15 protein-coding genes are annotated in these 20,314 nt (G+C 45.2%); 11 read left to right on the top strand and 4 right to left on the bottom strand.

Features of this window, described 5'->3' with window-relative positions:
• Window positions 1-28: 28 nt before the first annotated feature.
• Window positions 29-3,064, bottom strand: coding sequence for a protein translocase subunit SecDF (gene secDF, locus G6N79_RS15455; protein WP_103906102.1), 3,036 nt, complete (start codon window positions 3,062-3,064; stop codon window positions 29-31).
• Between the two features lie 1,221 nt (window positions 3,065-4,285).
• Complete coding sequence (locus G6N79_RS15450) at window positions 4,286-4,753, bottom strand: hypothetical protein (RefSeq protein ID WP_103906100.1); 468 nt, start codon at window positions 4,751-4,753, stop codon at window positions 4,286-4,288.
• 218 nt (window positions 4,754-4,971) lie between these two features.
• On the opposite strand from G6N79_RS15450, the gene guaB reads away from it, so the two are divergent.
• The 3 genes from guaB to nhaA all read left to right on the top strand — a co-directional run bounded on the left by guaB (window position 4,972) and on the right by nhaA (window position 9,405).
• Window positions 4,972-6,447, top strand: a complete 1,476-nt coding sequence (guaB, locus tag G6N79_RS15445) for an IMP dehydrogenase (protein ID WP_103906099.1) — start codon at window positions 4,972-4,974, stop codon at window positions 6,445-6,447.
• A 351-nt stretch (window positions 6,448-6,798) separates the two neighbouring features.
• Window positions 6,799-8,229, top strand: coding sequence for an alanine/glycine:cation symporter family protein (locus G6N79_RS15440; protein ID WP_103906098.1), 1,431 nt, complete (start codon window positions 6,799-6,801; stop codon window positions 8,227-8,229).
• A gap of 6 nt (window positions 8,230-8,235) precedes the next feature.
• Complete coding sequence (gene nhaA, locus G6N79_RS15435; RefSeq protein WP_103906097.1) at window positions 8,236-9,405, top strand: Na+/H+ antiporter NhaA; 1,170 nt, start codon at window positions 8,236-8,238, stop codon at window positions 9,403-9,405.
• Window positions 9,406-9,477: 72 nt separating this feature from the next.
• Here nhaA and G6N79_RS15430 read toward each other — a convergent pair whose 3' ends face one another.
• Window positions 9,478-10,773 carry a DUF389 domain-containing protein gene (locus G6N79_RS15430; RefSeq protein WP_103906096.1) on the bottom strand — a complete coding sequence of 432 codons (1,296 nt, stop codon included), beginning with the start codon at window positions 10,771-10,773 and terminating at the stop codon, window positions 9,478-9,480.
• 101 nt (window positions 10,774-10,874) lie between these two features.
• On the bottom strand, window positions 10,875-11,714 hold the full coding sequence (locus G6N79_RS15425; RefSeq protein WP_103906095.1) for an AraC family transcriptional regulator: 840 nt from the start codon (window positions 11,712-11,714) through the stop codon (window positions 10,875-10,877).
• A gap of 132 nt (window positions 11,715-11,846) precedes the next feature.
• Between G6N79_RS15425 and fucP the strand changes: the two genes are divergently transcribed.
• From fucP to G6N79_RS15385, 8 genes are all read left to right on the top strand, one after another.
• The gene (gene fucP, locus G6N79_RS15420) at window positions 11,847-13,097 is read left to right on the top strand and encodes an L-fucose:H+ symporter permease (RefSeq protein ID WP_103906094.1); all 1,251 of its coding nucleotides are present in this window, start codon (window positions 11,847-11,849) and stop codon (window positions 13,095-13,097) included.
• Window positions 13,098-13,110: 13 nt separating this feature from the next.
• Window positions 13,111-13,446 (top strand): L-rhamnose mutarotase, encoded by a 336-nt coding sequence (locus G6N79_RS15415; protein WP_103906093.1) that lies wholly within the window; start codon window positions 13,111-13,113, stop codon window positions 13,444-13,446.
• Window positions 13,447-13,451: 5 nt separating this feature from the next.
• Window positions 13,452-15,116 (top strand): UxaA family hydrolase, encoded by a 1,665-nt coding sequence (locus tag G6N79_RS15410; RefSeq protein WP_103906092.1) that lies wholly within the window; start codon window positions 13,452-13,454, stop codon window positions 15,114-15,116.
• Window positions 15,117-15,150: 34 nt separating this feature from the next.
• Window positions 15,151-15,915: an SDR family NAD(P)-dependent oxidoreductase gene (locus G6N79_RS15405; RefSeq protein WP_103906091.1), complete on the top strand. Its 765-nt coding sequence runs from the start codon at window positions 15,151-15,153 to the stop codon at window positions 15,913-15,915.
• 271 nt (window positions 15,916-16,186) lie between these two features.
• A complete protein-coding gene (locus G6N79_RS15400; RefSeq protein WP_103906090.1) occupies window positions 16,187-17,044 on the top strand; it encodes a fumarylacetoacetate hydrolase family protein in 858 nt (285 codons plus the stop codon).
• Between the two features lie 11 nt (window positions 17,045-17,055).
• Window positions 17,056-17,886 (top strand): amidohydrolase family protein, encoded by an 831-nt coding sequence (locus tag G6N79_RS15395; protein ID WP_103906089.1) that lies wholly within the window; start codon window positions 17,056-17,058, stop codon window positions 17,884-17,886.
• 5 nt (window positions 17,887-17,891) lie between these two features.
• The gene (locus G6N79_RS15390; protein WP_103906088.1) at window positions 17,892-18,683 is read left to right on the top strand and encodes an L-fucose dehydrogenase; all 792 of its coding nucleotides are present in this window, start codon (window positions 17,892-17,894) and stop codon (window positions 18,681-18,683) included.
• 244 nt (window positions 18,684-18,927) lie between these two features.
• Window positions 18,928-19,830 carry an AraC family transcriptional regulator gene (locus tag G6N79_RS15385; protein ID WP_103906087.1) on the top strand — a complete coding sequence of 301 codons (903 nt, stop codon included), beginning with the start codon at window positions 18,928-18,930 and terminating at the stop codon, window positions 19,828-19,830.
• Window positions 19,831-20,314 lie beyond the last annotated feature (484 nt).

Below are 20,314 nucleotides of genomic sequence, written 5' to 3'. Positions count from 1 at the left end.
AGCCTTTTGTATAGTATTAGTTTTCCGATTACGGAGTAACTACTTTTGCCGCTTTTTTAGCTTTATCTTCTGCGCTTTCTGCTAAGTGCTTACCACCTGATAGGTCGTAGATAGCTGGCGCTGCCAAGAAGATGGATGAGTAAGTTGCTACAACGATACCTACAAGGATAGCGAAGGAGAACCCACGGATAACCTCACCACCGAACACGAACAATACAGCCAACACGAAGATTACGGTTAAAGATGTAATCACGGTACGGCTCAATGTGGAGTTGATCGCTTTATTGATGGTAGTACCCATTTCCTCTTGGTGTGCATTCGGTTTCTTCAAGTATTCACGAAGACGGTCGAATACAACCACCGTATCGTTCACCGAATAACCCAATACCGTTAGGATCGCTGCCACAAAATGCTGGTCGATATCCAAGGAGAATGGAACGATGCCATCCAAAATCGAGAATAGTCCCATCAAGATAATCGCATCGTGGATTGTTGCAATCGCAGCACCCGCGGAATATTGCCATTTGTGGAAACGGATCAAGATATAGGCTGCAATTACGATAATCGATAGGATCGCCGCATAGATTGCTCTGTCGCGGATATCGCTAGCGATGGTAGGTCCTACTTTCTGTTGCGAAAGGATCTCGTATTTATTGCCCTGTACTTTTGATAGGCCTTCGTTCAATTTTGATAGCACTTCCTGATCTGCCGCATCGCTGGTTTCTTCGATCTGGTAGGATGTCGTAACGCGCAATTGGTTTTCATTACCAAAGGTTTTCACCTCTGTTGTCGTACCGAAAATATTATCTAAGTTATTACGAACTTCTTCCGCATTCACACCATTGTCGAAACGTACTGTGTAAGTACGACCACCTTGGAAATCTACACCGTAAGAAAAACCTTTGGTTAAGATGGCGCCGATGGAAATAACAACAGCAATCAATGAAGCGATATAAGCTACTTTTCTCTTTTTGATGAATTGGAAGTTCGCATTCTTCAACGTGTGGTTAGACCAAGGGAAGGAAAGCGTAATCTTGATATCTTTCTCCAACATGTATTCGAAGATCAAACGAGTGATGAAGATCGCTGTGAACAATGAGGTAATAATACCGATCATCAACGTTGTCGCGAAACCTTGGATTGGACCACTTCCGGTAAAGAATAGGATCAAACCTACCAAGAATGTCGTGATCTGGGAGTCAAGGATAGATGGCATCGCATGTTTGTAACCATCTGCAACCACCTGACGGATGGATTTGCCCATGGCCTGTTCTTCACGCATACGCTCGTAGATCAGTACGTTCGCATCCACCGCAGTGCCCATGGTCAATACAATACCCGCAATACCCGGTAGGGTAAGCACCGCATTCAGGGATGCAAGAACACCCATCAAGAAGAATACGTTGAAGATTACCGCGATGTTCGCAGCAATACCTGCACGGTTGTAGTACGCGATCATGAACGCCATAACCACGATAATACCGATGATCGCAGAGTTCACACCGGAATCAATCGCTACCTGACCCAATGAAGGACCTACGATTGCTTCTTCAACGATTTTTGCCGTTGTTGGAAGGCGACCTGCTTTCAATACGTTTGCTAAGTCTTTGGTGTCTTCAATGGTGAAGTTACCAGAGATCTGGGAGTTTCCGTTCGGGATTTCTTCGTTCACACCTGGAGCAGAGTATACCACGTTATCCAAAACGATCGCAATGGCATCTCTATTCTGCGCTGCTTGTGCTGTGATGCGTCTCCATTGTTGCGCGCCGCTGGCGTTCATCTGCATGGATACGATCGGTGTGTTCTGCTGATCGAAACCATCTGTAGCGTCAGTGATCACATCACCTGTCATTACCGGTCCGTTTTCAGCACCTGATGCTTTGATAGCGTATAGGGAAAGAAAATCTTTATTGTTGTTTTCTGGTTTTACAGCCCAAAGGAGTTTTAGGTTTCCTGGGATGATGGATTTAATTTCCGGACGAGCTAGATACGCATTGATCTTCGCTGTGTCCTTTAGGTTGGCATGTCCTACCACTGCACCTGGGATCAATTGCTGTTGGCCGGTGTTCGGGTCAGAATAGATCGATGGGCTCAATACCGCGAATAATGGATTGTTAGCCAATGCTGCTTGATCCACTTTTGCCGCTGCTGAATCCGTTGTTTTTGCGGAATCAGAACCTGCTTTGTTCGCGCCTAATTTCGCCAATAGGTTTTCTTCTTTCTTCGTTGTATCAGCAGCTACCGTTGCAGTTGTTGAATCACTAGGCACGTTAGCAACGGCTTTGTTTGACTTCAATGTAGTAGCAAGGGTAGTGTTGATGTTCTCTAGAAGGGAGAAAATCTGTGCGTTATTGTAAGTTTCGTAGAATTCTAGTTTTGCAGAACCTTGAAGGAGCTTACGAACGCGTTCTTCATCGTTTACACCTGGTAACTCGATTAGGATACGGTTTGTTCCTTGTTGGATCTGGATGTTAGGGGATGCTACGCCGAACTTGTCGATACGCGTACGCAATACCTTGTAGGAGTTTTGGATGGCATTATCCGCTTCTCTTTTTAACCAAGTACGGACATCATTCTCTGAGCTGGCGCCAGTGATTACATTTGCATTGTCCTTTGTTGCGAAGAATGAAGCGATCGGAGCCGAAGCACCAGTAGCTTTATACTCATTTAGAAACAGGTCAATCAATGACGTGTTTGTCGTTTTGCTCTTTGCAACTGCAGTTTCTAATGCTTTGTTGAAGTTTGCATCCTTAGGTTTGTTCGCTAGGTTGGTGATCAATTCGTTCAATGAAATTTCCATTGTAACGTTCATACCACCCTTAAGGTCCAAACCAAGAGCAAGTTCGTTTGCTTTCGCTTCGCGATAGGTGAATTTTGCGATACCTAGGTTGTACACTTCCTCACCCGCGATGGAATCCAAATAGGCTTTTTCCTTTGCCATGTCGCCATTGGCGTATTCCGCTGCGTCTTTTTCAACTTTACGTGTTACAAAAGTGAATGATAAGGAGTAGAGGCACGCTAAGGAAACCACTATCACCAAAAATTTAATCAGCCCTTTACTCATTGTCTAATCGTAATAAATTATGGTTTTTTATGTTTTTTTTTAAGCTTAATAATATTTTACCAAGATTCGCAAAGGTATAAAAAAAATACATAATGGAAATAGTATATCAAACATAATACGGGAAAAGTTGTTTCTTAATATTCCCTTAATTTTCAGGCACTATCCTGCCGCTTTTTCGCGCAATAAATCCGCTCATTGATAGCGCACAAATACTCCAGTCCCTTTTTCTGACCTGCATAGGTGCCGAATGTTCTACATTGTCCTTATAAAATTTACATAAAATACACATAAAATTAATTTAATATTTATTAAATTTAATCACAAATTACAAAATAGCCGATTTAGTCCCATTGAAACCTTTGGTTTTAATGAAATAAATATTTTATTAACTTTTTATGAATAGCACATAATATAGTTGTACATCCCTAAGACAAATATCTGTCTTACCAATACCAAAAAAGTAAAACAACGAAGTAGGAGAATTAATCATTTTATAAACTAAATATTTAGCCATGAAATTAGTCGTGTTTTTTTTAATTGTGTTAGCCGTTTTATGTATTATCAACTTTCTATTCACTAATACATTCAACCTCTGGTTCTTAATAGTAACCCCAATAGCAGCTACCATTCTATTTTATTTCTTTCTCAGGATAATGAAGAAGAAAGCAAAGAACGAACAGCCTATTTGATAACCTCAGAAAGAACCCAGTCAATCCTGGGTTTAGATCGACCTATAGTCCCACATCATATTATATACAATAAAAAAGCCTTTCATCCAGAAAGGCTTTTCGCGTATTTTATCCACTTTACGTCCAATTGCTTTATGCTAAATTTTATATGAGCCATACATCTTAATACTTAATACTAACTACTAACTACTTTCCAACTGGTCTCATATCTCAATTCTCATATCTCACTACTATAACAAAAAAGCCTTTCTGCAAGAAAGGCATTCCTAGTATTTTGTTCACCATACATCTTAATACTTAATACTAACTACTAAATACTTTCCAACTGGTCTCATATCTCAATTCTCATATCTCACTACTATAACAAAAAAGCCTTTCTGCAAGAAAGGCATTCCTAGTATTTTGTTCACCATACATCTTAATACTTAATACTAAATACTAAATACTTTCCAGCAGGTCTCATATCTCAATACTCACATCTCACTACTATAACAAAAAAGCCTTTCTGCAAGAAAGGCTTTTTTGTTATTCACTATCTTAAAGTGAATTTAAATCCTAAGCTGAAACGAGCAGCGTTGAAATCAGTATCGTGAGAAAGGTTCCAGTTTGGTTTCCAGTCGAAGTGGAAAGCAATAGGAGCGGAAGGAATCTTGTATTCCAAACCTGCTTGTGGACGGATTGAGAACCAAGTTAGGTCACCACCGAATCCGATTTGAGGACCCACACCAACGTACCATCCTAAACCGTTAGTTCCAGCGAACTGTTGGTTGTAAGAATAGTCTGCACCGATTGCAGTAAAGTTATCTCCGAATAATACTTGCGCTTGACCAGCGTTCGCACCACCGAAAGAATGCTTGATTTGTGGGCCGAACAAAGTCGCGCCATCACCTAAGTCTATTGCAAGACCGATAGCTGTTTTATAAGGAGTTTGAGCTTTAGCTTCGTTGAAGCCAAAAACTAAAGCTGCTGCAGCTGCTAATGATAGTAATGTCTTTTTCATAAATATTGTGTTAATTAAATTTTAATTTATCATCATTAAGCAATTAGCTTGCCAAATTTTAACAGTTTTTTAACTTTAATTGGTCATTACCTGTTTTCAGGTAATGTGACCTGGAAATTTAGTTTGTCGATTTAGTGTAATTAGTTTGCGGTAGTTTTATATTATTATAATTTTTTGTAAATTTGCCTGGCAAATAGAAACCCCATTTAATATTTGCTATGCAATTAGATCCACAAAAATTCGTACAAGAAGGTCTTACCTACGACGATGTATTATTAATCCCAGCTTATTCAGAAATCTTACCTCGCGACGTAGATACAAGTACCTATCTGACCAAAAAAATCAAATTAAATATCCCGTTGGTTTCTGCCGCTATGGATACGGTTACAGGTGCTGATTTAGCGATTGCCATCGCACAGGCGGGCGGTATCGGTATGTTGCATAAGAATATGACCATCGCGGAACAGGCTGCTGAAGTGCGCAAAGTGAAGCGTTCCGAAAGCGGGATGATCCAAGATCCGGTAACCTTATTGGAAAATGCGACCGTAGGAGACGCATTCCAGATTATGAAGGAACATAAGATCGGTGGTATCCCTGTGATCAACTTGGAGAATAAATTGGTCGGTATTGTTACAAACCGCGACTTGCGCTTCCAAAAGGATATGGCGCGTCCGATCAGTGAACTGATGACCAAGACCAACTTGGTTGTAGCACCTGAAGGAACAGATTTGATAAAAGCAGAGGAAATCCTACAAAACCATAAAATTGAAAAGTTACCGGTTGTGGATACAAACGGAATCTTGAAAGGGTTGATTACTTTTAAAGACATTCAGAAATATAAACATTACCCAAATGCTGCAAAGGATGAACACGGACGTTTGTTGGTTGGTGCAGCAGTAGGAGTGACCCACGATACATTGGATCGTGTGGATGCATTGGTAAAAGCCGGTGTTGACGTGATTACTATCGATACAGCACACGGTCATTCCCTAGGGGTTATCAATAAATTGAAAGAAGTGAAAGCGGCTTATCCGGATCTGCAGGTTATCGTTGGTAACATTGCGACTGGAGATGCAGCGAAAATGCTAGCTGACGCAGGTGCTGATGCCGTTAAGGTCGGTATCGGTCCGGGTTCTATCTGTACGACTCGTATCATTGCCGGTGTGGGTGTTCCTCAGCTGTACGCTGTTTACGAGGTGGCGAAGGCTTTAAAAGGAACAGGTGTACCATTGATCGCTGATGGTGGTATCAAGCAAACTGGGGATATCGCAAAAGCGATTGCTGCAGGTGCAAATACCATTATGGCAGGTTCCCTATTCGCTGGGGTAGAAGAAGCACCGGGCGAAACCATTCTATTGGAAGGGCGTAAATTCAAGTCCTACCGCGGTATGGGTTCCGTGGAAGCGATGGAAAAAGGATCCAAGGATCGTTATTTCCAAGATGTAGAAGATGATATCAAGAAATTGGTGCCTGAAGGTATCGTTGGGCGTGTGCCTTATAAAGGAACATTGGCAGAGGTCGTTTACCAATATATCGGCGGTCTGCGTGCATCCATGGGTTACTGTGGAGCAGCAACCATTGAAAAATTACAAGAAGCTAAGTTTGTTCGTATCACGGGAGCTGGTCTGCGCGAATCTCATCCGCACAACATCCAGATCACCAAAGAAGCGCCAAACTATAACAGTAGAGGATAGGGATATCCGAAATTGGGGTAACATACAGAGCCATGATGTGCAAACATCATGGCTTTCGCTTTTTTAAGCCCTGGAACAATCGGTTTTCTCATTCACTCCTGCCTATCAAGCAGGCTAAAAACAAAATGCATTAAAAGCGGTCATTGGCACTATAATATTCGTTGTTTACTTCCTTCTACCTAACCTAATCCGGAAAACCACTTTAAAGGAACTTAAACGCAAAAGCTGCCGTCAAGTTCAGTGCTCTCTATATGAGCGGTCGCTTTTATAGATAGAATCTATGCAATTTTTCAATGAACCAAAACATCATTTCTCTATTTTAGCGGTTCAAGCCAATTTCAAAGGGTATTCATGCAAGAAATCATAGACAAAATTTATAGTATTATCTGGAGCGATGCTTTAGTTTACCTGTGTTTATTGGCAGGCGTTTATTTTTCGATTCGATTTAAATTTCCACAGATCATGTACCTCCGGGAAATGATCCGTTTGCTGTTCAAGGGGGGCAGTTCGGAAAAGGGGATTTCTTCTTTTCAGGCATTTTCCCTGGCGATTTCGGGTCGGGTAGGGACAGGAAATATAGCCGGAGTGGCTACGGCCATCGGTATGGGTGGTCCTGGAGCGGTTTTCTGGATGTGGATCATCGCGTTCCTGGGAAGTTCCTCAGCTATTATCGAGGCTACCTTGGGACAATTGTACAAAGAGGTCAAAGATGGTCAATACCGGGGTGGTCCGGCGTATTATATCCTTAAGGGCCTGAAATCGAAAGTCTTTGCCTGGACATTTGCCATCGTTACCATTATCAGTACCGGATTTCTGCTGCCGAATGTACAGAGCAATAGCATCGCCATCGCGATGAAATCCGCATTTGATATTCCAGCCTTTGCCGTAGGCATAGCCTTGATCATTTTATTGGGTTTTATCATTATTGGCGGGGTAAAACGGATCAGTAAGGTTGCGGAGTTTGTGGTTCCCTTTATGGCGGGAATCTATATTTTGATGGCCATCATCATTATTGGGATGAATATTCAGCAGGTTCCTGCAGTTTTTAAATTGATCTTTCAATCTGCATTCAGTATCGATGCCACCTTCGGTGGGATCGTGGGTGCGGCTATTTCTTGGGGTGTAAAGCGCGGTATCTACAGCAATGAGGCCGGTCAGGGTACGGCTCCACATGCCGCGGCAGCGGCGGAAGTGTCGCATCCCATCAAGCAGGGGTTGGTGCAGGGCTTCTCGGTATATGTGGATACCTTGTTTGTCTGTACAGCAACGGCCTTGATGATCTTGTTTACAGGGCAATATAATGTGGCTAATCCCACCGGTGGATTTCTGGTCGAAAATCTTCCGCAGGTTGAGGCAGGTCCGGAATTTACCCAATATGCCGTTTCGCAACACTTCCCGGGCTTTGGTTCCGCATTTATTGCCATTGCCTTGATGTTCTTTGCCTTCACGACCATCATGGCGTATTATTACATCGCGGAGACCAATGTGAGCTTTATCGCCAAACAGAAGAACCGTAAAGTGCTGATCTGGGTCTTACGGGTGATGATATTGGGGTCTGTGTATATGGGTTGTATTTCGTCCGCAAAAATGGCTTGGGACCTTGGTGATATCGGCGTGGGCATGATGGCTTGGCTAAACCTAATCGCGATTATTTTGTTGCATAACAAGGTATTGCGCCTATTTAAAGATTATAACACACAACTGAAGCAGGGCATTGATCCTGTATATATAAACAAAGACCTTCCAAGTGGTGATATTTGGAACAAAAAAACATCTATTTAAGTATTTATGGCTAATTTGATTAACCTCAATGTATTTAAAGATTTCTTTAAATCCAGTAATGCAGGTGGTATTCTGCTTTTTATCTGCGTTATTATTTCGATGATCATTGCAAACACGCCCTTAGCGCCGGCTTTGCAGAACTTCCTGGACAGCCGATGGGGGTATGAATCGGAATCGATTCACCTGAATTACTCCATTCTCTTGTGGATTAACGATGGATTAATGGCCATCTTCTTTTTATTGGTGGGTCTGGAGATCAAGCGTGAAATCGTGGAGGGTGAACTTTCCTCACCCAAAAAGGCTTCTTTACCGATCCTGTGTGCCATTGGCGGCGCCGCAGTGCCAGCCTTGGTCTACCTATCCCTGAACGCGGGACAGGAAACCGCATCTGGTTGGGGAATTCCAATGGCGACCGATATTGCCTTTGCACTGGCGGTTATCAATCTGTTGGGCAATAGGGTGCCAAGTAGTTTGAAGATCTTCCTCGCCGCATTGGCCATTGTCGATGACTTAATTGCCATCCTGGTTATTGCGTTCTTCTATTCATCAGGGATTGAAGTATCTTATCTCCTGTATGCCTTAGGTGGTATGGTGATCTTGATCCTCATGAATAGGTTCAATGTACTCAATCCGTACTTGTACCTTATTCCTGGTGTATTTATCTGGTACTTTATCCATCACTCTGGTATCCATGCGACCATCGCTGGGGTATTGGTTGCGATGACCATTCCGACGAATGATACGGATGTGGAATCTCCTTTGGAGCGCTTGGAGCATGCCTTGGTAAAACCGGTTAACTTTATCATTATCCCACTTTTTGCTTTCGCCAATACCAATATTACGCTCGAAAATGAGATGCTTGCCGGATTGACAGCACCATTGGGCTTGGGGATTACCTTGGGACTGCTGATCGGAAAACCAGTCGGTATTCTGTTGACATCGTATATCTGTACGAAATTGAAGTTGAGTTCCTTGCCAGAAGGTAGCACCTGGCGCCATATCCTGGGCGTTGGACTCCTGGCGGGTATCGGATTTACCATGTCCATCTTTATCGCGATCCTATCCTTCAAAGATCCACTTTTCGTATCGGAAGCCAAGTTGTCCATCCTGATTACCTCATTACTGGCAGGGGTGATCGGTTACTTCTTCCTGAATTCAAAGAAACAATATAATTAAACATGTTGACCTTCGGTCAGCTATAAAAAGAAGTCCCGAATGCATTGCGTTCGGGACTTCTTCTTTTATATTTTATTGTGCGCGTATGATGCGGACATTCTTGCTGTTCAATTTGGTTTCCAGCCAGGTTTTGAGTTTTGACAATTCGGCTGCCGGTATGGCTTCGCCAGAAGTGTAGGTCACGATGTTCTGGTGGAAGCTGCTGTCCGGGTTTACCACAACCAGCTGCTTCCCGATGCTGTACGGTGCCAATTCCGGGAATAGGATGTTGATCTCACTGATCAGTTCCTGGTCGCTGAAGGTATAGCTTGCGAGCTCTTTGCGAAGGTTCTGGATGGTTACATCGGATTCGGATACATTCCTGGATTGCTTACTGATTTCAGCAAGGATATCGCGCTTCAGATCCGTACTGTCCTGGCGAATTACCAATTCCGTACCTTCGATCTGGTAAGTAGCGAGTTTCTGGTTGAGATCTTCCTTTTCGGCGTTACTGAACTTCTTGTCCAAGAAAGCGACCTCGATTTTTTTCGGACGGCTATTGAAATGGGTGTTTTCGTAGATCAGGGTATATCCCTTGTTCGTAAATTCCTGCTGGATGAAGTTGTCTACATTCTGGGAGTATTTCTTTTCCTGCAAGAGCTGGTAGGCCAGATAAAAGCTTGGGATCAACATGACCAAGATCAGTGTGGTAATGGTCCTGGTGATTTTTTTCTCTCTTGCCTTGTCCACAAATTTCACTTTTGGGTATTTGAGTAATTTAACGATCAAAAAGGTTGAGATACAGATAAAGAAACAGTTGATGGTGTAGAGGTATAGGGCACCGCCAAAATAGCTGAAATTACCGATTGCCAAGCCGTATCCTGCAGTACATAGGGGAGGCATCAAGGCCGTTGCGATCGCTACACCGGGGATGGGGTTTCCCTTTTCCACGCGGGTTAATGCAATCACCCCTGCAAGACCACCGAAGAAAGCGATCAGGACATCGTAGATATTGGGTGCTGTCCGTGCCAATAACTCCGATTGCGCCTCTTTAAATGGGCTCAGTAGGAAATAGAGAAAAGAGACAAATAAACTCACGACCGTTGCAATGGCCAGGTTCTTAATCGACTTTTTCAATAGGTCGAAATCGTACACACCCAACGCAAAACCAGCACCGACGATCGGCCCCATCAAGGGCGATATTAACATAGCACCGATTATGACGGCTGTGGAATTCACATTCAAACCTACGGAAGCGACAGCAATGGCACAGGCCAAAATCCAAACGTTGGCACCCCGGAAGGAGATGCTCGCGGTCACATTTTCCAAGACCTTGTCCTTAGCTTCTTCACCAAAGTGAAGGTTTAAAAATCTGTAAAGTTTATTCATCGATCAATATTTGTTGCAAAAATAGAATTACTGTTGATTTTAAGGAACGAAAATTAAGGATTGGTAGTGTTTTGTTGACACCACCGCCCTTTATCCGTCCATTACTCCCTAAATTGGGTAGGTGTGGTTCCTGTTATGGACTTGAAGGTCTTGTGGAAACTCACGAAATTATTGAATCCGGAATCATAACATATTTCTTTCAGGGGCATCGGTTTATTTCGAAGTTGGAAACAAGCATGGGCGATGCGCAATTCGTTGATAAATTGTACAGGTGTCTTGCCGGTCCGCTGCTTGAAATATCGGCAGAATGAGTTTTCTGTCATATCCGCCACCTTTGCCAAGTCCAGCAGTTTGATTTTATGCTTGTAGTTTTCGCGTATATAGCTCATTAAATTATTCATGCGTGCTTGATCGTCCGACTGGTTCAGGATGGCATAGTTTTCACTGATCAAGTAGGACGGTTCCTCCGCGGGAAGCCGCTGCAACAGGCTGAATAGACTAAACAGTTTTTCGAGTCCAGTGTTTGATAGCACGGCTTTAAAACGTTCAGTTAGCCGTTCAGCATCTTCAATGAACATACCGCGGGTAGAGCGGTCAAGTAGTGTTCTGACGCCGCTCAGTTCGGGTGCTTTCAGAAAGTTGCTGGATCCGAAATCCTTCAGGAAGTGGATGACAATACAGTCGATGGGATCTTCCTCACCCGGCAGATCTTCGTCAAAAAGCCAATAGTGCGGGACATGGGAAGGGATCATTACGGTATTTCCTGCCTGGAATCCCTTGATGCGATCCCCGATAAAGACTGTCCCCGAACCGCGAATGACATGAATCAATTCAATCTCATCGTGGTAATGCCAGATGGACTGGTGGCGAGGGTACAGGTCCTGACGGAACTGGAAACTATGGTCGCCCGATTTGGGTACGGCAAGTTGTTTTATAATCATGGATAACTAATCTATTCATAATTTTTGGATTATCTTCGGTATTTATGGTAAAATAGTTTATCAAGTTGATAATATAGTTCATTACAATCCAGCAAAAATTAGCGTATTTAGAGTACAATTATATTCCACCTTATGACAAAGACCAGAAATACTGTCGCCATTATACTGATAACCTCTCTGTTTTTCTTCTGGGGGTTTATCCATAATCTCGATCCCATTTTGATCGCCCATTTACGGAGTGCGTTCAGTTTGACACATCTACAGGCTTCGTTGGTAGACTCTGCCGTATTCGTGGCCTACCTGTTCATGGGGATCCCTGCGGGGATTATTATGAAGAAATATGGCTATAAGGTTGGTATTCTGGTCGGCTTGATACTTTTTGCCGTAGGGTGTTTTCTGTTCGTTCCGGCGGCAAATACCATGAGCTATGCCTTCTTTCTGTCGGCACTCTTTATCGTGGCGTGCGGAATTACCATTTTAGAAACGGCCGCAAACCCGTATATGACGGTTCTTGGGGATCCCAATACCGCCACCCAGCGATTAAACTTTGCGCAATCCTTTAACGGATTGGCGGCATTTGTGGCGCCCATTGTTGGTGGTGCCTTAATCCTTTCCGAAGAACCATTGACCGCGGAGCAAGTCGCTGCATTGAGCGATGCGGATCGGTTGGCCTATATTCAGGCCGAAACGGCCATGGTCAAAGGTCCCTATGTAGTTTTGGGGCTGATCATCTTGGCTGTAGCCTTGCTGTTTTTCTTTATCAAGTTGCCTGAATTTAGAGATAAAGAAGAGGGGAGCGGTGGGTTTCTGAAGGCTTTCCGTCATAAAAATGTGGCTTGGGCGGTTGTTGCGCAGTTCTTTTATGTCGGTGCGCAAGTCTGTATCCTGAGCTTTTTAATTGTGTTTGCCGTCGAGGTGTCGGGAATTGAGGCCAAGGATGCGAAGGTATATGCAGGGGTTGCGGGTTTGCTGTTCATGTTGGGCCGCTTTGTCGGTACCTACCTCATGCGCTCCATCGCACCAAGTAGGCTACTGTTCATCTTTGCGCTCATTGCAACCGCATTGACCTTTGTGTGCATATTTGGTTCCGGTAAAACGACCTTGTACGCCATGGTGGCCGTAGCGTTCTTTATGTCTATTATGTTCCCGACGATCTTTGCCATTGGGGTGGAGGGTATCGGTGCGGATACCAAATCGGCATCGAGCCTCATCATTATGTCAATCGTGGGCGGAGCTATCATACCGCCCGTATTTGGGTATATATCCGATTTTACGGGGCACATGCAATATGGATATTTTGCCGTAGTAGTGTGCTTTCTAGTGGTTGCGCTCTTTGCTTTCCAGCAAAAGGCCAAACTAAAGGAAATGAATAGTGTAGCATAAAATGAGATAAAAAATGGGAAATAGAAAATGTGCGATGGCGCTGGATCTGGTGGATGATGCCGGACTCATTGCCGAATATGAGAAGTATCATCGGGAAATTCCCCAGGCAATCCATAATTCCATAACGGCCGCTGGTGTGGTGCACATGGAGATCTTTCGGTTTGCCAACCGCTTGTTCATGCTCATGGAGGTCGATGATTCTTTCAGTTTCGAGCGGAAGGCGGAAATGGATGCCGCGAATGCGGATGTGCAGGCGTGGGAAGCATTGATGTGGAAATTCCAGCAGGCCATCCCGGGAGCAAAACCGGGTGAAAAGTGGGTGTTTATGGATAAGATTTTTGAATTATAGGGAACATGGAAAAGGAAAGATTGGATTATCTACAAATCCATCCAAAGGACAATGTCCTGGTTGCCCTGCGGGATCTCCCGCAAGGACAGGTCGTGAATTTTCAGGGGGCAACCTTTCCCCTGAGGCGAGCGGTTGCGGCAAAACATAAGTTTACCATAACGGCAATGCCAAAAGATAGTGAGATATACATGTATGGTGTATTGGTAGGGAAGGTGAATGCCGATTTGGAACAGGGAGAGCTATTGGACGTGGACAACCTGCGCCATGCTGCAGATGATTTTAAGTTGGGAAATAGGAAATTGGAATGGGTTCAGCCCGATATTTCCGCTTTTAAGGATAAGACATTCAATGGATTTCATCGCAGTAACGGTACGGTTGGTACAGCTAATTATTGGTTGGTCATCCCGTTGGTTTTCTGTGAGAATCGCAATGTCCTGACCTTAAAGTCCGCACTGGAAGAAAAGCTCGGTTACCGGGTGGAATCCAAGGATTATTCCAATGAGGTGGATGAGCTTATCGCGCGTTACCAGGCTGGAGCATCCACAGAAGAACTGCTGGCGGTTGACTTGAGTGCCAGTGTGGCGAATGCGAAAGCGAACCGGCTGTTCCCTCAGGTGGACGGCGTGAAGTTTCTGAACCATGATATGGGCTGTGGCGGCACGCGGATGGACTCCGATGCGCTTTGTGGCCTATTGGCGGGGTATATTACACATCCGAACGTTGCTGGTGCGACGGTATTGAGCTTGGGCTGCCAGCATGCGCAGGCGTCTATTCTCCGTGCGGAAATCCAACGTCGCGATCCACATTTCAATAAGCCCCTGTATATTTTCGAGCAACAGTTTGAAGGGACGGAGCAGGAGTTGATGCAGAAAGCCATCAAGGCGACCTTTGCCGGTCTGGCGGAGGCCAATACCCTGCAGCGGAAACCGGCAGGGCTGGATAAGCTGTGCATCGGCTTGGAGTGCGGTGGTTCCGATGGATTCTCGGGTATTTCCGCAAATCCGGCTTTGGGATACCTCTCGGATATGATGGTGACCCTTGGCGGTTCCGTTATATTGGCGGAATTCCCGGAACTGTGCGGGGTGGAACAGGAGCTTAGCGATCGCTGTATCGACGAACCTACTGCAGAAAAATTTATCCACTTGATGCGGACCTACAATGCAAAGGCGGAGGCCGATGGGTCGGGCTTCTATATGAATCCCTCTCCAGGGAACATTCGCGATGGCTTAATCACCGATGCGATCAAATCGGCCGGTGCAGCCAAAAAAGGCGGCAACTCTCCAGTGGCGGCGGTGGTCGATTACCCTGAGTTGGCCAATGGTCCTGGGCTGAACCTGTTGTGCACACCTGGAAATGACGTGGAAAGCACGACGGCTGAGGTTGCGGCAGGCGCCAATGTGGTGTTGTTTACCACCGGGCTTGGTACGCCGACCGGAAACCCCATCAGCCCGGTCATCAAGGTGGCATCCAATACGAAGGTCTTTGAAAAGATGAACGATGCCATTGACCTCAACTGCGGAACCATCATCGATGGGGAAGAGACGATCGAGGAAGCCGCACATCGGATCTTGGATTACGTCATTGCTGTGGCAAGTGGCGAGGTGCAAGCGAAGGCGGTCAAACTGGGGCAGGATGATTTTATTCCTTGGCGACGTGGTGTTTCACTATAAGTAATGGTATTAAATAATTGAAAATTAAAATTATATGTCAAAATTAGAAGGTAAAGTAGCCGTAGTAACCGGAGGTGGAAGTGGAATCGGCAGAGCTATATCGACTTTATTTGCACAGGAAGGCGCCTGGGTTCATATTTTGGATCTCAACCCGCAAGGTGCAGAAGAAGTGCAGCAGGAGATCGAAGATCTTGGCGGTAAATGCAGCGTCCATACCTGCAATGTCAGCGACCAAGAAGAGGTGCTGGCCGTAGTGGCAAGCATTGGCAGGATCGATGTACTGGTGAACAATGCCGGTATTGCGCACGTAGGAGACGTTGAGCACTGTTCTCCTGCGGATTTCGATAAGGTATTCCAAGTGAATGTAAAAGGCGCTTACAACGCCTTATTTGCGGTCATTCCGGTGATGAAGGCAAATGGAGGCGGCGCAATCCTCAATTTGGCCTCCATAGCGGCGTGGGTAGGCATCACCGATCGTTTTGCCTATTCCATGAGCAAGGGCGCAATTTTTGCCATGAGTTTATCCGTGGCGAGAGACTATATGCAGGATAATATCCGTTGTAATTCTATATCACCGGCCCGCGTGCATACCCCGTTTGTGGATGGCTTTATCGCAAAGAACTATCCCGGCAAGGAAACGGAGATGTTTGAAAAACTATCCCAATCCCAACCCATCGGACGTATGGCGCAACCAGCGGAAATCGCCAAACTGGCGTTATTCCTTTGTTCCGATGACGCAGGGTTTATCACTGGAAATGACTATCCTATAGACGGAGGATTTATTAAATTGAACAATTAACTGGGAGATGTGAGATATGAGATATGAGATTTGAGATAGGAAGGGTGTTATTGAAACGAGATAAAATTGGATATTAGATAAAAAGAATTCTACTATCAGATATCATTTCAAATCTAAAATCTTTTCATGCCCATAGTACGTTTTCTATCTCACATCTCACATCTCACATCTCAATACTAAAACAAGATGTAGCTGATAAATGTGGCCAGAAACACAAATAGCACGTTTTCTATCTCACATCTCATATCTCACATCTCAATACTAAAACACTATGAAACTAATACGATTTGGAGAACCTGGAAAAGAGAAGATCGGGGTTCAGTTGGACGGAAAAAATTATGATGTTTCTGCCTTTGGTGGAGACTATAACGAGGAATTCTTTGCGGAGAGCGGTTTGGCGCGCTTGGAGGAGTTTGTCAAAGCGAACGAAGGGAAGTTGATTGAGATTCCGGCGGGAACACGTTTGGGCGCCCCATTTACGCGACCATCGAAGATTGTCTGTATCGGTTTGAACTATAAGGATCATGCCGCAGAGACTGGGGCGCAAATCCCGGTGGAACCGGTGATCTTTATGAAAGCTTCCACAGCTTTGGTAGGACCAAACGATAACGTGGTGATTCCCAAGAATTCCGTAAAGACGGATTGGGAGGTGGAATTCTGCATCGTGATCGGTAAGAAGGCCAGCTATGTGGACGAGGCAAATGCCCTGGATTATGTAGCAGGTTATGTGTTGCACAACGATGTGTCGGAGCGTGAATTCCAGATTGAGCGGGGTGGAACATGGGATAAAGGTAAAGGATGCGATACATTTGCGCCAATGGGTCCGTTTATGGCGACTGCGGATGAGATCCCGGATGTCAACAATGTGCGCCTGTGGCTCAAGGTGAATGGAGAGACCTACCAGGATGGAAATACGTCCAACCTGATTTTCAATATTCCTTTTGTGGTTTCCTATGTTTCCCAATTTATGACGCTATTACCTGGGGATGTGATCTCCACCGGTACACCGGCAGGTGTGGGCTTGGGCTTCAATCCGCCAATCTACCTGAAGCCTGGTGACGTCATCGAGCTGGGAGCGGATTATTTAGGTGAACAGCGTCAGGAAGTCGTTGCCTATAAACCACAATAATACAGAAGATTATGCGGATAGATGCACATCAACATTTTTGGTTGTTCGATCAGGAGCGGGATGCCTGGATAACGGCAGCTATGGAAAGGATCCAACGGAATTTCCTGCCGAACGATATATCCATGACCCTGAAGGAAAATGGATTTGATGGCGTTGTGGCCGTTCAGGCAAGTCAATCCCTGCAGGAAAATCGCTTCCTCTTGGAGCTTGCCCAGGTCTATAAACTCATCAAGGGAATCGTCGGTTGGGTGGATCTCCGGTCACCGGAGGTGGAGCAGCAGTTGGCGCAATTTGCCGACCAGGACCTGATCAAAGGGTACCGGCACGTGGTAGAGGGTGAGGAAGATCCCGATTTCCTGCACCGCGATGAGTTCCTGCGTGGTATCGCGGCACTGACCGAACATGGCTATACCTATGACTTGCTGATACGTCCGTGGCATTACGAAAGTACGCTGAAATGTGTCGCAGCAAATCCACAACAGGCCTTTATGCTGGACCATATCGCCAAACCGCCCATCAAGACGCAGGAATTTTCTGCATGGGCGGCTTTTATAGAAAAACTGGCTTCCTTTTCCAATGTCCATTGCAAAGTGTCGGGACTGGGCACCGAAGCCGATTGGAAACATTGGAAATTGGATCACTTTACCGAGTACCTCGAGCATGTATTCGGCTGCTTCGGCAAGGGCCGCTTGGTATTCGGTTCCGATTGGCCGGTATGCCTCTTGGCGGGCGAGTACAGCGATTCATTAAACATCGTCGAACATCACCTGCGCGACTTCTCCAGTGAGGAACTCGCTGGGTTCTGGGGAGATAATGCAGTGAAATTCTACGGGCTAAAATAAAAGAGATGAACTTAAACTTAACAGATAAAATTATCCTGGTTACAGGTGGAGCGAAGGGAATCGGGAAAGGGATCGTGGAATCGCTTGCGCGTGAAGACGCCATTCCCGTAATCATTGGCCGCAAACAAGCGGATAACCTCCGTGTGCAGGCGGAGATTGAGGAGAAGGGCGGAAAAGCTTTTTCCGTGGCTGCGGAATTGAGCAAACCCGACGAATGCCGCAAGGCTGTGGATGCGGTGCTGGCAGAGTTTGGCCGTATTGACGGGTTGGTCAACAATGCGGGTCTCAATGATGGGATCGGATTGGAGCATGGCAGTTATGAAGGATTTGTAGAAGCCTTGCACAACACCCTGATTCACTATTACCTGATGGCACAGTATTGCCTGCCGGAGTTGAAGAAGAACAAAGGTGCGATTTTGAACATCAGTTCCAAGACTGCCGAAACGGGGCAGGGTGGTACGTCGGGATATGCTGCTGCCAATGGCGGTCGGAATGCCCTGACGCGGGAATGGGCCGTGGAGCTCTTACCGTACGGCATCCGTGTGAATTCGGTGATCGTGGCGGAATGCATGACCCCGCAGTACGAAAAATGGATCAAGACCTTACCAAATCCGGAAGAGACACTGGACAAGATTACCAGCCGGATTCCACTGGAGAACAGAATGACCACAGTCGAGGAAATTGCCGACATGTCGGTGTTCCTGCTGTCGGATCGATCCAGCCATACCACGGGTCAACTCATCCATGTGGATGGGGGCTATGTCCACCTGGATCGGGCCCTGATCAATGATCAATAAGCATAACAACCACAATATTTGTTTTAATTCGGTAAGCGAGCCAATCCCCTGGGATTGGCTCTTTTTATGTATTGAGGGTCGATAATTCCGAAAAATTGGACCCTAAGTAAACCAATAAATAAACTAATGTGTCTAAAATGGTGAAATAGAATCAAAAAAAACATATTTTTGTATCCAACTAAACACAATTATTAAAGGACCTTTCTTACCGTTTTCCAAATAGGGGAAAGATAATTATGAACATATGGAAGCTTTAAAGACTAAAGAGGCTAGATATCCAATAGAATTTACGGCGCCTGCATTCGGTGCTGGTTCGTTTTACATCCAGGAAGATCTACGTGACGAATTCTATAGCCATTACCATAGACATAAGGAAATACAGATATCCTACATCTTGAAAGGGAGAGGTTCCGTGGTGATCGGAAACTTAATCCAGCCCTTCTTTGAAAATGAAATCTATATACTGAAAGCGAATGACCCGCATGTGTTCATCAAGGAGGGTAATCCAGAGGATAAGGTCCACGTGGTGCATGTCTTTGTTGCATTCGATAAACTGGCCCCGCTTTTCAATTTGCAGGAGCTTCAACCCATGCAGGATTTCTTCAGCACCATGAATTCCAGTAAGAAGGTCATCCAGCAGCACGCCGGAAAGATCAAGCATATTTTCGCTTCCTTGATGAAGGAAGAGGGGATGGCCAAGTTGATGCAGGTATTAAAGATTTTCGATTTCCTATTGGCACATGAGCAGGATATGATATCGCTCTATTCAGGGCTGCCAGGTTCAAATTTCAACGATAAGGTCGGTGTGCGCATCAATGATGTCCTGCGGTATTCACTGGAAAACTACAACCGCGAAATCACCATCGATGAAGTCGCCAAGCTGATCCACATGACCCCTTCCGCATTCTGTAAGTATTTCAAGAAGCACACCATGAAAACGTATGTGACCTTTTTGAATGAAATCCGAATTGAAAAGGCTTGCCAGCTGCTCATCAACCGATCGACGGAAAACATCTCCGAAGTCGCTTATCAATGTGGGTTCAATACGGTTGTGCATTTCAATAGGGTTTTCAAGCATATCCTGCGGAGTTCACCGTCAGAATTCATCCATAAGCATTCAGCGGGGATGGCCCATGTCGTAAATTAAGGGTAATGATTTAAAGCGGATGCAATCGCTTTCATGAGACCCACGCTAATACCATGGTCCCTATGGCACATGCTGTGCGTTATTGTTGGTTGTGATGATTCGATAGGCAGTTACATAAAATCCGATTACCCTGAGGGTAAATCAAAGAAATTCTGTAAATTTATTCCAAAGAACAACCCAATTCCCACATATAGCTGTGTTCTGACAGTTATATAGGGAAATCCCTAATTTCTTGCCAAATTCTTAAGTTTAACACGCTCTCACCTTATGCATTTCGTACATGCTGTTCCTTCCCATTTGCCATTACGAAAAATCAAGTAGTCCTGCTTATCCCGTTTCCGGCCTAACTGGACCTTGTTCGACATGCGACCGTAATGCGCGCGGGGTTTAACCGTGGTGGATACGTGCTATAGGCACGCTCTCACCACGCTCTCAGTACGCTCTCACCTCGGACGCATGTCAGACAAGGTCCAGCCCGATGTTG

This window comes from Sphingobacterium lactis (genome assembly GCF_011046555.1).
Taxonomy (GTDB): domain Bacteria; phylum Bacteroidota; class Bacteroidia; order Sphingobacteriales; family Sphingobacteriaceae; genus Sphingobacterium; species Sphingobacterium lactis.
Note: the sequence above shows the minus strand (reverse complement) of the source record. Positions and strands in the feature narration are given on the sequence as shown.

Excerpts from the sequence above, each read along its gene's own strand:
- G6N79_RS15395 (WP_103906089.1), top strand. The coding sequence starts at position 17,056 with ATGCGGATAGATGCACATCAACATTTTTGGTTGTTCGATCAGGAGCGG.
- G6N79_RS15400 (WP_103906090.1), top strand. The coding sequence starts at position 16,187 with ATGAAACTAATACGATTTGGAGAACCTGGAAAAGAGAAGATCGGGGTT.
- G6N79_RS15385 (WP_103906087.1), top strand. The coding sequence starts at position 18,928 with ATGGAAGCTTTAAAGACTAAAGAGGCTAGATATCCAATAGAATTTACG.
- G6N79_RS15390 (WP_103906088.1), top strand. The coding sequence starts at position 17,892 with ATGAACTTAAACTTAACAGATAAAATTATCCTGGTTACAGGTGGAGCG.
- nhaA (WP_103906097.1), top strand. The coding sequence starts at position 8,236 with ATGGCTAATTTGATTAACCTCAATGTATTTAAAGATTTCTTTAAATCC.
- guaB (WP_103906099.1), top strand. The coding sequence starts at position 4,972 with ATGCAATTAGATCCACAAAAATTCGTACAAGAAGGTCTTACCTACGAC.
- G6N79_RS15430 (WP_103906096.1), bottom strand. The coding sequence starts at position 10,773 with ATGAATAAACTTTACAGATTTTTAAACCTTCACTTTGGTGAAGAAGCT.
- G6N79_RS15440 (WP_103906098.1), top strand. The coding sequence starts at position 6,799 with ATGCAAGAAATCATAGACAAAATTTATAGTATTATCTGGAGCGATGCT.
- G6N79_RS15410 (WP_103906092.1), top strand. The coding sequence starts at position 13,452 with ATGGAAAAGGAAAGATTGGATTATCTACAAATCCATCCAAAGGACAAT.
- G6N79_RS15425 (WP_103906095.1), bottom strand. The coding sequence starts at position 11,714 with ATGATTATAAAACAACTTGCCGTACCCAAATCGGGCGACCATAGTTTC.
- fucP (WP_103906094.1), top strand. The coding sequence starts at position 11,847 with ATGACAAAGACCAGAAATACTGTCGCCATTATACTGATAACCTCTCTG.
- G6N79_RS15415 (WP_103906093.1), top strand. The coding sequence starts at position 13,111 with ATGGGAAATAGAAAATGTGCGATGGCGCTGGATCTGGTGGATGATGCC.
- secDF (WP_103906102.1), bottom strand. The coding sequence starts at position 3,064 with ATGAGTAAAGGGCTGATTAAATTTTTGGTGATAGTGGTTTCCTTAGCG.
- G6N79_RS15450 (WP_103906100.1), bottom strand. The coding sequence starts at position 4,753 with ATGAAAAAGACATTACTATCATTAGCAGCTGCAGCAGCTTTAGTTTTT.
- G6N79_RS15405 (WP_103906091.1), top strand. The coding sequence starts at position 15,151 with ATGTCAAAATTAGAAGGTAAAGTAGCCGTAGTAACCGGAGGTGGAAGT.